Source organism: Rhodovarius crocodyli (assembly GCF_004005855.1).
Lineage (GTDB): Bacteria > Pseudomonadota > Alphaproteobacteria > Acetobacterales > Acetobacteraceae > Rhodovarius > Rhodovarius crocodyli.
On record NZ_SACL01000011.1, the window covers coordinates 23,755 to 36,147 of the forward strand.

Genomic DNA, 12,393 nt, shown 5'->3' on the forward strand with positions numbered 1-12,393 from the left:
GCAGGCAGATTGTCCAGAAATCGGGAAAGTGGCGGAAATCGGCGGACGGCCCGCCGTGGCGCGGCCATGAGCGCATCCGCTAACGACCAGCCGCCCGCCGGCGCCAGCACCACCGATTCCACCCACGCGGAGGAGATGGCCGCCTTCGACGCGCTCCCGGGCCGAGTGCGCTGGAAGCTCGACAATGCGCTTCGCCCTTGGTCGGCGGTGAATCTGCTAGCGCGCTGGCAGCGGTGCGCGTCGGTTTATGGCCGGCAGCGGGCAACGGAGCGCGCGGTAGCGGAGATCGAAAGGGCGGATCTCCAGGAGATCGAAGCGCGGCGCCGCCACGGGCGCGACTGAAAAGAGCCCCCTGGAGGGACCACGCTTGTTCACCATTCGTTTCTATATGGTGCACTACCGCATCCACAAGCATGGGGGTGGTGAGCCCTCATACCAATCGGCTAACGTGACCTGCGTGTGCTTGTTGTGCAGTCGAATCCCCGGCGTAGCGTGAACAAGCTCCGCAGCAACGAAAGGAGCAACTGCCTTGTTAGGGCAGATCTGGATCAAGCTGGCCGAGAGGGCCCTTGAAGCGTTAACGGCGCTTCTCTGGTTCCTCTCGGCTCTGCTCTCTTAACCCAGGCCTAACCCGAGGCTCAGTTTCCAGGCCGTGTCTCAGGGTAGTCCCAAAGCTGGCGGCGGCGACGCTGCCGCCGGCACCAACTGCTGCGAAAGATCGTGCGGAACGTCGATTTCGTCAATTGAAACTGGAAATGGGCCTATTCCGGTCCTATCGCGTGTCGGCCCTTCCGCGTGTGCGAAGTGGACAGTTCATGAGCTCTGCTTGGTCCGCCGCGCCCCACCGGGAAGCGATCAGCGTCTTCGGCCAACAGTCCCTCTTCAATGCTCAGGCTGCGCATGAAGAAGTAGGCCTGCTTCCGGCCGTCATCGCTCATCTCATCCCAGAGTCGGATGAACTCGGCGCGGTCGGCGGGCCCGGGCTTACGCCCCGGGATGCGCTTCTTCACCGTGCCGTCTTCGGGCTTGGCGGTTGGTATCGTGCGGGGCTTGGTGACCATCTGAGCTCCATCCCTTCGGCGGCGGAGCCAAGACTATACCCGATGGTGCGTCAGAACAGGCGCATGGCCTGCGCGGCCGCGGCGCGTATCGGCGCCAGCAGGGGCAGCAGGTGCGGGGCCAGATAGGTGAGCATGGCGGTGCCGATCGCCAACAGCACGGTCAGAATGCGGCGCAGCAGCTTATCCTGGGCGGTCAGCCGCTCGTCTATCTTGTCGTCCCAGTCCTTGAACTGCTTCTGCATCAGCCGCCAGCGATAGCCCGCCATCTCGACATGGATGGCCAGGTCGCTCTTTTCCTGTTCGAGCACGGCACGCTCATGGTCGGTCATGGGTGATTCGCTGCTCGGCAGGTCTGGATCGATGGCACGCGCGTCATGCACCAGCTTTAGGGTCACGACGCCCCGGGCGGGATGCCGCAGCGCCGCGGCCATCACAGCTTCACCATGACGTTGAGGGCGATCGAGGGCTGGACGTTGGGGTGTGCCTCGTTCCCGCCGGCGGCGGCGATGGTGTGCCTGTGCGCTGGGGCCGCGCTGACCGTCGCCGTGTGGGCGTGCACCCCGCCGACAGAGACGGTGATGGAGTGGGTGTGCGCGCCGGCGTTGCCCAGGGTGATCTGATGGGCGTGCTTCCCGGCGGTGCTGGTGCGCGACCACTGATAGACATCGTAGTAGATGCCGCTGACCGGGCTATAGTTCCAGTTGCGCGGCCCAATCAGGATGCCACCGCCGTGCATGTCATACATGCCCTCATGGCCATCGGTGTGCCAATGGTCGCCGTCCTGGCTGCAGGCTGCCGAGTGCACATGGGTGCCGGCGCTGCCGGTGGAAGCGTCGTGCGCATGCCCGCCGCCTTCCGAAACGGTGACGGTGTGGTCATGGGCGCCGGCGGCTCCTGTCTCGGCCCCGTGGTCGTGCTGCGGCATCTGGGCGTAGGTCAGCACATGGGTTTCGGTGCCGAAGGTGCTGCCCAGAGCGCGCGCGGTCAGGCCGGTGCCCTGCCCTGCCCCCACCACCGCGCGGCCGCGCATGTCGGGGAGGGTGATGCGCTTGCCGGCGGTGAAGTCGGCTGCCGCGCTGGCGCCGCGCCCGCCCACCACCGGGGCCTGGGCATCGGCCAGGTTGTTCCAGAGCAGAGTGAAGAGGTCGGCCGTATCCGCGTTGGCTCGGGCCGTGCCGCTGGAAGCGGCGTTGCCGATGGTGCCGCCGGTCAGCATCAGCCAGCCGGGATCCGCCGCGGCCTTCAGGGTTAGCTTGGTGTCGCCGGTGGTGTAGACCGCCTGCCCGGCCAGCAGGGCACGCACCCATTCGGTGGTGACGAGCTCGGTGTTGTTGGCCGAGGGGCTGGGGGTAACGGCGGTGCTGGTGCCGCGCAGCGCCACGCCTTCCAGCTCGGTCGGGCTGCCCGCCACGCTGCTGCCATCGGTCCAGATGAGGCGGCTGCGGCCGCTGGTGACGGCCACGCCCCCGCTCTGGCCGGCGGTTCGCACGGTGACGGTCTGGGTGCTGCCGTTCAGCAGGATCCAGTCGGCGGCTTCGCCCGGCAGGATGAGCGTGGTGGCGGCGCCAGGCGAGCCCGTCAGGGAGATGATGGGCCCGGTCAGTGCGGTATCAGCCGGGGTGATCGTGCCGCCGGCGGACACGTCGATCTCGGCGCGCCCCCTGCCCCACTGCCGCGCGAAGGCGGTGGTGGCGAGCTGGGTGGTGGCGGTGCCGGCCGGCGCCGTAGGCGCGGTAGGGGTGCCGGTCAGAGAGAGATTCCGGGCCTCGGTGGTGGTCGGCAGCATGTCGGTGCCGTCGCACCAAACCTGCTGGGATTTTCCCTGAGCCAGCAGCACACCGCCACCGCCTGCCGCGCGGAAGGTGACGGTGAAGCCGCCCGTGGTGCGGTTGGTGACGGTCCAGCGCCCATTGGCAGCCGGCACGCTTACGGTTGCGTCGCCCGTGAGGTTGCCTGTCAGGATGATGGCGCTCTTGCCGGCCTCGATCGCCGTCAGCGCGGTGTTGCCTGCGGCGATATTCTTCGTGGTCTGCCCGCGGATCAGACCCTGCACCCATTCGGTGGTGGCCAGGCGGCGCGTGCTGTCGCCGTCCGCCGGCGTGACCGCCATGGCCGAGCCGGTGAAGTCCGGGCTGTTCAGCGGAGCCTTGGTCGGCAGCGCCTCTTCCAGCGTATCCACATGAGCCTTGAGGTAGGCGGTGCGGTTGGCCAGGTTCAGGAGCGGCGTGTTCGACGGGCCTTCCGGGCCGCCCAGCACCGGGGTGGTGGTTTCAAGCTGGAAGACGCCGGGCGCCCAGACGGCAGTTTCGGTCAGGTTGCTCATCGGGCGGCCTCCAACGCGGCCAGGCGCGCGGTCAAGGTGGCGATCTGCTGTTCGAGCTGCTGGATCCCCAGCACGGTGTAGGGGGCGAGCTCATCCGGCTTCAGCATGAGCGGCAGGGGCTTCCCATCCGCCCCCAGCGCCTCGATCACGGCTTCAGGCACGGAGCGGCGCAGGTTCTGGGCGATGAAGCCGGCCCGCTTGTGGATGCGATCCCCGGACAGGCGCTGCATGGCGATGCCGCGCTCATTGAAGCTGAAGGTGGAGATCTCGATGCCGCGCAAAACCGCCAGCGCATCGACCTCGGCGGGGCGAATGTTGTCCTTCAACTCCTCGTCCGAATAGGCCGAGGGATAGAAGATCATGTTGGTGTCGTCCTGCTGGTGCACCAGCATGGAATACGTGCCACCCCAATCGCGACCGTCGATGTAGTTGAGGTTCGGCGAGTGGATCATCCACGTTTCGGAAGCCTCGTTAAGCCGCAGCTTCCAGTGCCCGGCATCATAGCGCCAGCAGATGGTGTCGTTGCTGCCCCAGGCCTTCAGCACGCCGGCGTCATTCGCGCCTGCCCCGCCCTTCAGCAGGGAGGCACGCACATTGCCGGCGGAGATGACATCACCGGGGACGATGAAGCTGCCATCGTTCTTGAAGTCCCAATTGTTTGAGCCCGCGAAGACGCGATACCCGAACCAGTTGCCCGGGACATGCACGGCCTGCGCACCAATGTCATTGCCGGTCGCAGCCTGGCCTGAATGGAAATCGTGGAAGTAGTTGCCCCCAGCTTCCCGTGCCGAAGAGTGGTAGATGCCCCAATCCGTGTGCTGAGACTGAATACGGCCGTTCATCCGCAGCCAGTTGGCGAGGGTAACGGTGCCGGTGCTCTCCGCGATGGAGATCGCTGTCAGCACCACGTTGGAGGCATTCTGCCGGAAGATGCGCAGGGCATTCGCATCGTCCACGTCGATATTCCAGGTGGAGGCCGACTGCCCCAGCACGGCCGTGTTGCCGGCGTAGCCCAGCACGAGCTGGCCACCCTCCGACCCGTTGCCACGCAGCACCAGGTTTCCTTGGGCAATCAGATCGTCCGAGAAGAAGAACCGGCCCCAGCTATGGATCTCACGGCCCTGACCGCTGACGGTCTGCGTGCCGACGATGTTCAGGCCGGAATCGAAGAGGCCGGCGGCGATCGTGCCATCATCGGCATCGAGCTGGTTGGCGTGCCCGAAGCGCAGGCGGGCGCCGGACGCAAATTGATGGCCGCCGGTGTAGCTGTCCCCGCCCTTCAGCGCCCGCAGTGCATCGGCGGTGTCCACATAGCCCTTGTTGGTGCCATGCACGGCGTTCGTCGGCGCGGTGGGCATGTCGAGCGTTGAGGTGAAGAACACCTTGCCGTTCGTCGGGTCGATGCGGAACGGGGCGTCCTGATAGACGCCGGCGGTGTAACGCTCGATCTGGAACCAACCATCGGTATTCGGCATGCGCAGCGCCCAGCTATCGGTGCCATCGCGGCGCCCGATCAGGCCGGCCCTGGTGCTGCTTCCCCTGGAGTTGATGTAGATGGTGCCGTTGGAATTGGCGGTTCGCGGATCAATGCTCAGGTAGGCGTCGCCGCTGAGGGGTTCCACCGCGACATTACCGCCGTGGACCGTCAGGAAGTCACTGCGCCGGACGAACAGGGCCTCGCCGATCCAATCCCCAGCGTTGGAGAAGCCCCCCAGGCGGGCGTTCGAGCCGCCAGCATAGCCGCTCTCGGGGTCTTCGTCGCCGAGATCCCAGAGCCAGCGCGGCGAGGTGCCATTGCGGGCGGTGATGCGCGATGCCCGCCCAGAGCCGGAGCCGCCCTTATCCAGGAAGAGTTGGGCAGCGGCGCCGGTGGGGGCGAGCACACTGAAATTCGCCACACGCACATTCACGCTCTCGGGCGTGATCTCAACCGTGTCGTACTGCGTGCCGTCCGAGAATGTGCTGAGGAGGAGCCGCCCGCCGGTGCCGCTGCCGATGCGCTGCCCTCGGATCAGGCCGCGCATGACCTGGCCGGAGCCGTCGCCCGTGTAGAACCCGATTGCGATGTTGTCCCACGGCAGGTTGTCCGGGTTCCGGAGCGCCAGTGCCTGGGCATTGCCGGCCAGATCGAAGGTGATCGGCCCCGTCATGGTGCCGCCGGCGAGATCCAGCTTGTTGGCATCGCGCGGGTGCACATGGTCGGCGCGGGCGTAGCGGAGCGACGTGCCTGCAGCCGCCGTGCCGGGTGCGGCCGGCGTTACGGCGCTCGCCTGCCCCAGCACAAAGGCGGTGGTGGCGAGCTGGCTGGTGTTGGTGTCCTGGGCAGGCGTGGGCGCGATCGGGATCCCGGTGAACTGCGGACTGGCAATGGCCGCGCGCAGCTCCACCTGGGCCTTCAGCCATGCGGTGCGATTGGCCAGGGTCTGAGCCTGGCTGTTCATCACGCCACCGGGACCGGCGAGCGCTTCCGTGTTGGTTTCGAGCTGGAACACGCCAGCGGCCCAGGTAGAGGTCTCGGTCAGGTATGCCATCGCCCGGCGTTCCTCAGTTGTAGGTGATGGTCCAGGTGCCGCTGAAGCTGAGATCCGAGGCCTTGACCAAGGCGCCCGTGCGCACCCGCCGCGCGAACAGCGTGTCGTTGTTGCAGATCAGCCCGAACTCGATGATCGAGAGGCCATTGCCCTCGCCGGTGCCCAGCGTGAAGGCGAACTGCACGCTGTTCCACGCGGGATAGGTCACGCCCGACAGGGCCTTCTTGAAGGCGTTGGTCAGGCCGGAATTGCTGGCGTCAGCCGCGCCACTGCCTTCGCCGAAGCCGATTTGCGTGATCGAGCGGCCGACGACATCCCCGCCGATCAGCCGGGCCTGCTGCGTCCGCGCGCCGTTGACGATGATGTTGGGATGGTCATCCACCTCCACCAGCACGCCGCGGCGCCGCACTTCGAGGCGGAAATGGCCACGCGGGCCAGGAACGGGTTCGGAGAGGGCAAGGCTCGTCATGCCGGCAGGGTGCCGTCACGACATCCGCAAGGTGGCCGCCGTTCAGAGGCCTTCGTTCATGGTCAGGCCCGAGGAGAGCGGGCGGGTGCCGTTCAGCGTCCAGCTACCGTCAAGCGTGTGCGTGAAGGCGATCGCCAGGTCGCCAGCATCATCCGGCGCCAGGCTGTCATCGGCCAGGTTGGTTTCGAGGTTCGCGCCCATCGCGGAATCCGTCGCCTCGCTCGCCTCCGCCATGGGCAAACCGATGGTCATGCCGAGATCCGCGATACCACCAGGCTCGGCGGCGGGCCCTGCGGCAGCGTCCGCCATGCTACCGCCGGTGATGGCAACGCTGCGCAGGCTCGTGCCGGCCGCGCGCAGGCGCTTCGCCTGGGCGCTGATGGTGGCGATGAACTCGGTCAGACCGGTGCCGCCTTCCAGCGCGAAACCCGTCTCCACATCGAAGACGCCATGCAGGGCTTTCGCGTCGGCGTCGTGCTGGTAGGCGCCATCGTGGGTGATCGCGCCATCGTATAGCGGCACGGTCGGGCCATAGAGGGTGACATCGCGCACCGAGGTGGCCTGGCCGGTCGCACGCTCGATCACGGCGGCCATGGCTAGGTTGTTCGACTTCGGCTGGATGAGCTCGGCAATGATGCGCGCCCGGTAGTCCTCCACCGCCTCGCTGGGCAGGCGAGGGATGCCATATTGGTCGCCCAGCTCGACAAGCCAGATCTCGTCGGCCGAAGTCACCGAAAGCTGAACGCCGACGCTGGCGGCAACTTCTGCGACGGCCGCCAGCTCGACGGCGTTGGCGTCTAGGTGCGCGAAGATCGGGTTGTCATAGGCCAGCAGCGTGCCGCCCGGCCGATCGGCGGGGGTAACGGTCTCCTCGATGAGGCAGATGGCGCCGCGGTCGCGATGCTCCGGATGCAGGTCTTCGACGTTCCAGCCCAGGTCGGTGATGGCGGCGGCCAGGGTGCGCAGGGTATGGGCGCGGAGGTCCAGCACGCTGGCCACCGGCAGCGGGTCACTCAGCGGCTGAAGCGTGATCGAGGCCTCGGCGACGGTCCAGCTCCCGCCGTCCGGATGGCGGATGCGCATCGCCGCGATGGCGTCGGGGTCGCTGCTGGCCGCGCTGTAGAGGTTGGAGAGGAGCTTGCGGAGGAAGCGCATGGTCAGGTCACGGTGATGGCGCCAGGCGCCAGCTTCTCGTGGTTGGCAGGGACGATGTTCGCCGCCGGCTCCGAAAGGACGATATCGGTCACGCCCGCCACCGCCTTCGCCCGGGCAATGACTTCGCTGCGGTAGAAGGTCGCACCGACCGGCAGGGTGGAGAGGTAGGAGAAGATCACGCCGCTGACCGTCGCCTTGATGGCCGTGGCGTCATAGCCGGTGGCCACGACCAAGGCGGCATCGACATCCACCAGGGTGCGAGTGGCCTTCTTTACCGTGATGGGCACCCCGGCGGCCTTCCAGCCCGTCACCTTCTCGCCGGTGCTGGGGTCAATGTAGCCGTCGATGATTTGCTGGCAGCGAACCATGAGGGCGGATGAGGGATCACCCACCCGGTTCTCAATGTAGAGCCAGGCCTGCCCGGGGGCATAGGTGATGGGGTCCACCTCCCACGGATTGACGACGCGGGCGCTGGTGACGCGCTCGATGACCGTGCCGCTGGCGTCCTTCACATTGGCCAGGGTGGCGGCATATTCCACGGCGCGATCGGTGCTGCGTTCCAGGCTGGCGATATACTGCTGGAAGCGGGCCTTGCGCTGGTCAGGGGTCTCGCCATCGTCACCGCCGGACAGGCCCCCAGGCGCAGCGGCTGACACGAAGGCGAGCGGCTGGGGGGTCAGGGTGAAGGTGGTGCCGCCCACCACATTGCCGGCGCTGCCCGTGCTGGTGGCGCTGACCGCCACATCCACGAAGCTGGCGGTGGCGGCAATGATGGTGTCGGCCGTGCTGACATACTGCACGGTGCCGCTGCCCACCGGGGAGAACACGCTGCCCGCCGGGATGAGGGTGTCGGTGGAAATCGGGGTGATGCTGACGCGGATGAGGCCGCCGGCGCCGGAAGCTGCCAGCGGCTCGAAGCGGAAGGTGCGATAGGTTGCGACCGGGATGGCCTCGCGGATCCCCACGAACATCATCTGGTAGAGCTGGTCGATCTCCTGAGCGACGGCTTCCAACATGCTGCGCACGATGCTGCCGATCTCGAAATCGGTCACGCGGCGCTGCGCGGCCCGCATCCAATTGAGCATGGAAGCCGTGATGGAGGCGAAATCTTTGATCTGGAATGCCATGGTCAGGCCTCCGCGCTGATGGTGGTGACGGCGGCGGAGCCGATGGGGGTCACGCTGGCCTCGATCGGGGCGCGGTGGCCGGCGGCGCTGACCACGACACGACCGACCTCCTGCACGCGGGGATCCTGCAGAAGGGCCCGGCGCACCGCGCGGCCGGCCAGCGCGGCGCCGGTTGGGCCGTTCACTGAGCCGATGATGGAGCGCACCGCGCACCCGTAGCTGGGATGGAAGGGCAGCTCGCCGAGCTCGATGCTCAGGCGGCGAGCGAGCGAGGCCTTGAAGTTTTCCATCCCGCTGACCGTGCCATAGTCGCCGTTCTCGACGGTCAGGCGGCCGGCCACCAGCGCCAGATCGGTCAGGAACACCTCTTCCGGGTCGGTCTGCGCGTCGGCTGTGGCGCTGGCAGCGAACACCCGGATGGAGGCGCCGTAGGCCAGCACCCGCCCGCCGCTCGCCGTCACCTCGGCCGGATCGCCCGACAGGTATGGCGGCACCAGGTCGTTCAGGCTGGCCAGGTCCGCCCAGCGCGAGGCGCTGCCCAGGTGGCGCAGAGCAAGCGCCTGCAGGGTGTCGCCGTGGCGGATGGCCACGAAGCGCCAACCGGCGGCATAGCGGGTGGTGGAATAGCTCCCGCTCATGCTGCCTCGCTGGCGATGCTCGCCCCGTCCTGCACATCGGTAAGGGCGTCTTCGAGCTGGTTGTCGTTCAGCGGGTGCAGCACCGGATCCGAACTGGCGAGGGTGATGATGCCGGCGCGAGCGGCAGGGCTCAGCGAGATCCCGAGCGTCGAAGCCTCTGGGTTGGAGAGGCTTTCCCAGGCGCTGCTGGTGGTGAAGATGCTGGCCGGCCGGCCACCGCTGATGGAGGAACAGCCGGAGGCCCCGTAGAACCCGGCATAATCCCCATAGGCCAGGCGCGTGGAGCGGGCGCGAAGCAGCCAGCACAGCAGGTTGCTGAAGGCGCTGGCGGTGGCCATGACATCGTTCCTGATGGCCATGGGGAGGCTGACCACGGCGCCGATGGTGTGGAAGAGGTTCACCCCTGCCTGCGCCAGCATGGTCGGCACCGCCAGAACGGACGCCACCAGGTTGCGCACGCTGCGCACCACGCCCACCACCGCGGTGAACACCCGGTTCGCGAGGTTCAAGAAGTTGCGCACGGGCGCGATGAGGTTGGTCTGCACCCATGCGCTGGCGCGTGTGATCGCGGATCGCACCGCGCTGATGGACTGCACCACGGAGCTGAAGAAGCCGCCCTCCTCGCCTGGCGTCTTCGTGGCGTCGCCGCCCTGCAGGAACTGGATCTGCCCGGCGTTCTGGTCCACCACGGTCAGGTTGAGCTGATACTGGATCAGCAGCGGCCGCGACTTCGAGCGGCGGAGCGTCAGCGTCATCGGCGCCACCTCCACCACGAAATCCGACAGGGCATCGGTGTAGATCAGCTTGACGGTGGAGGGGTCGCGGCCCTCCTGGACGGCCTGCTTGCGCAAGCTCGCCCAGCGGTTCCACACCTGGTCGCGAAGCGCCACCCACCGCTCTTCGCCGTTGCCGTCGCTGCCGCCGCGCCAGCCGGTGTGGCCTGCGATGTTGATGACGGGCAGCCCCTGACCGAAGCTATCCACGAAGGCGCCGCCGAGCGTGTGGTGCACGGTGGTGCGCATCTGGTCGGTGCGGGTCATATCCTCGGGCCGCAGGCCCAGGGTCACGCTGCTGACGATCGCGCCATTGTCTTCAAGGGTGAAGCCGATGGGGCGGTTCTTCTGCGAAGGCGGTGGGCCGGCATAGCCAAGCGCACCGGAGACCGCCCCGATGGCGCTGCTTACGCTATTGGCCGCATCTGAGAGGGATCCCGACATACCGCCAGGGTGGCGTCACGACGCGCCAGGGGGTTCACCCCAGCAGGGATCGGGCTCTGCCGCCGCCCGCGGCTGGCGGCTATGAAGGCTTCCAGGTCGCGGGCAGTCGCGTGGAAGGTGGCGAGCTCGACATCTGAGAGCCCCGTGGATTCCTGGTCCAGGCCTTCAAGCGCGCGGCGGAACCGTGCGGCGATGCCCTGGACGGTGGTGGCCGGGGTCTCCACGATCCGGCATTCCAGCTCTATCAGCTCGTCGGCACTCAGGTGCGGTGCCCCTTCGGCTTGCTCTTGGTCCATGGCAAGCAGCGCGAGAACCGGATCTGCAACGCAGTCGGCGGCGGTCAGGCTCATAAGGGAATGTCCCCTCGGGGGCGGGGTTCGGAGGCGGGAAAGCAATATCATTTTCTCGAACTCGGACTCGGCTGGGGGGATGAACATTTCTTCTTGGGGCGGCGCAACCAGTGGTTGTTTCCGGCTTCACCTCCCATTCATCTAGATGGCGGCATTTCCTCCATTCGGTCTAGCGTCACTCACGGTTTCGCCAGGAACATTACAACAGAATCATTTTATGGATTGCCAGACAATGCATTGCGCCACTACGGAGAACGGCGCTTCGCTAGGCTTGGCTCCACGTCTATCATTCGTTTGCGCTACGCCCCTTAAATGACATCCTCGTAATTACTCATTTCCTCCGCGCATTCAGGCGTTGGCATTCAATTCTGCGTTGCATCGCTGTCACCTTGGGCTTGCTGGCCCGCCGTGATTTCCAGCATTATGCGTCCACGCTCGGGAGTGATGATGATGATCCGCCTCGCCGCCGCATTGGCGGTCATCGGGATGGCAGCCGGCAGCCAGAATGCAGGCGCCCAGCCTGCCTCAACCGCCTCCGCACGCCCGGCAGCGCCGGCGAGCATCTGGTTTTCGGCGAGCGAGAACCTGGACCGCTGCGTGCGCAGCACCTCCCCTGCCGAGGCCCTGATGGCCCTGCGCCGGCGGGGCCGTGATGACGCCTGGATTGATGATCGGCCCGTGGCCAGCGACCGTGAGCGGGTCATGGTCGGGTGGGGCACGTCCGACTACATGGGCCTCATGATCTGGCGCAATCAGGGCGCATGCGAAGCCGAGCTCCGCGCCAGCCAACGCATCCCGGATCGCTACCGCTAGATCGGCGTGCCGGTATTGCCGGCGCCGCCCTGCACGCCGCTGTGGCGGTGTCCCTGCAGGCTGATACCGCCGGCCGTCACGTCGCCGGCGGCCTCGATCGAGCCACTGAACTTCGCCACCGGCACATCGAATGTAGCCTCCCCGATCGCCTTCACAGCCAGCTTTCCATCGGTGTCGATCGTAAAGCTGGCGCCAGATGGCATCGCCACATGCAAGCCGACCTGAGCGGCAGCCGCGGCCCCGCCGTGGCGCCACTGACCATCGACATCGCCCCCCACTGGGTTGGTCGGGGCGAGGTTCGGCCCGAACACCACCACCGCGCCGCTGGGATGGCCAATTGTCACCGTGCCATCTGGGGCAATCATGCTCCATGCGCCGCTGCTGTGCCGCGTCACCTGGCGGCCCGGCTCCGCGCTCAGCACGCCATTCACCTGCGGGAAGAGGAAGCCTACGCACACCCAATTGCCACCTGCCGTGGGTGCCAGCATCGCCACCGCATCATTGCTACCGCGGGCGGGGACGTTCCAACGCGCCTCGCCCGCGGGCGCGTCCACTGGTGGAAGGTTGCTGGTGCCGGTGTTGGTGCTGGCGCCTGGCGCCGCCACCTGCACCCCCACGCATCGCTGTCCGGTGCGGATGATGGCGCAGTCGATGCTGTGGTCTTCGGGATGGATCGCGACGACGCGCGCGAGCTCAATCATGGTCGGCC

At 67.1% G+C, this 12,393-nt stretch carries 13 protein-coding genes; 2 read left to right on the forward strand and 11 right to left on the reverse strand.

Translation table 11 applies throughout. The annotated features are described in order from the left end of the window. The first annotated feature begins 66 nt into the window (after positions 1-66). Entirely contained in the window at positions 67-342 is a 276-nt protein-coding gene (locus EOD42_RS22360; RefSeq protein ID WP_127789817.1) for a DUF6525 family protein, read from the forward strand. A gap of 419 nt (positions 343-761) precedes the next feature. Here the strand turns inward: EOD42_RS22360 and EOD42_RS22365 are convergent, their stop codons facing one another. Genes EOD42_RS22365 through EOD42_RS22410 form a run of 10 tightly spaced genes read right to left on the reverse strand, consistent with a single transcriptional unit; the run spans position 762 to position 10,871 of the window. Beyond that, positions 762-1,061 carry a hypothetical protein gene (locus tag EOD42_RS22365; protein ID WP_127789818.1) on the reverse strand — a complete coding sequence of 100 codons (300 nt, stop codon included), beginning with the start codon at positions 1,059-1,061 and terminating at the stop codon, positions 762-764. 50 nt (positions 1,062-1,111) lie between these two features. Beyond that, the gene (locus EOD42_RS22370; protein ID WP_127789819.1) at positions 1,112-1,492 is read right to left on the reverse strand and encodes a hypothetical protein; all 381 of its coding nucleotides are present in this window, start codon (positions 1,490-1,492) and stop codon (positions 1,112-1,114) included. After that, on the reverse strand, positions 1,492-3,384 hold the full coding sequence (locus tag EOD42_RS22375; protein ID WP_127789820.1) for a phage tail protein: 1,893 nt from the start codon (positions 3,382-3,384) through the stop codon (positions 1,492-1,494). Before EOD42_RS22375 ends, EOD42_RS22370 begins: the two co-directional genes overlap by 1 nt. Further along, entirely contained in the window at positions 3,381-5,915 is a 2,535-nt protein-coding gene (locus EOD42_RS22380; RefSeq protein WP_127789821.1) for a tail fiber domain-containing protein, read from the reverse strand. The genes EOD42_RS22375 and EOD42_RS22380 overlap by 4 nt, the downstream gene beginning before the upstream one ends. 13 nt (positions 5,916-5,928) lie before the next feature. Next, positions 5,929-6,384: a hypothetical protein gene (locus tag EOD42_RS22385; RefSeq protein ID WP_127789822.1), complete on the reverse strand. Its 456-nt coding sequence runs from the start codon at positions 6,382-6,384 to the stop codon at positions 5,929-5,931. A gap of 42 nt (positions 6,385-6,426) precedes the next feature. After that, positions 6,427-7,539: a hypothetical protein gene (locus EOD42_RS22390; protein ID WP_127789823.1), complete on the reverse strand. Its 1,113-nt coding sequence runs from the start codon at positions 7,537-7,539 to the stop codon at positions 6,427-6,429. Between the two features lie 2 nt (positions 7,540-7,541). Then, positions 7,542-8,666 (reverse strand): baseplate J/gp47 family protein, encoded by a 1,125-nt coding sequence (locus tag EOD42_RS22395; protein WP_127789824.1) that lies wholly within the window; start codon positions 8,664-8,666, stop codon positions 7,542-7,544. A gap of 2 nt (positions 8,667-8,668) precedes the next feature. Beyond that, positions 8,669-9,304: a GPW/gp25 family protein gene (locus EOD42_RS22400; RefSeq protein ID WP_127789825.1), complete on the reverse strand. Its 636-nt coding sequence runs from the start codon at positions 9,302-9,304 to the stop codon at positions 8,669-8,671. Next, positions 9,301-10,521 carry a hypothetical protein gene (locus tag EOD42_RS22405; RefSeq protein ID WP_127789826.1) on the reverse strand — a complete coding sequence of 407 codons (1,221 nt, stop codon included), beginning with the start codon at positions 10,519-10,521 and terminating at the stop codon, positions 9,301-9,303. The genes EOD42_RS22400 and EOD42_RS22405 overlap by 4 nt, the downstream gene beginning before the upstream one ends. Beyond that, positions 10,485-10,871, reverse strand: coding sequence for a hypothetical protein (locus tag EOD42_RS22410; protein WP_127789827.1), 387 nt, complete (start codon positions 10,869-10,871; stop codon positions 10,485-10,487). The genes EOD42_RS22405 and EOD42_RS22410 overlap by 37 nt, the downstream gene beginning before the upstream one ends. Before the next feature lie 444 nt (positions 10,872-11,315). Between EOD42_RS22410 and EOD42_RS22415 the strand changes: the two genes are divergently transcribed. Further along, complete coding sequence (locus EOD42_RS22415) at positions 11,316-11,684, forward strand: hypothetical protein (protein WP_127789828.1); 369 nt, start codon at positions 11,316-11,318, stop codon at positions 11,682-11,684. On the opposite strand, the gene EOD42_RS22420 is transcribed toward EOD42_RS22415, so the two are convergent. After that, positions 11,681-12,385: a phage baseplate assembly protein gene (locus EOD42_RS22420; RefSeq protein ID WP_127789829.1), complete on the reverse strand. Its 705-nt coding sequence runs from the start codon at positions 12,383-12,385 to the stop codon at positions 11,681-11,683. The two genes, EOD42_RS22415 and EOD42_RS22420, sit on opposite strands and share 4 nt — an antisense overlap. Positions 12,386-12,393 lie beyond the last annotated feature (8 nt).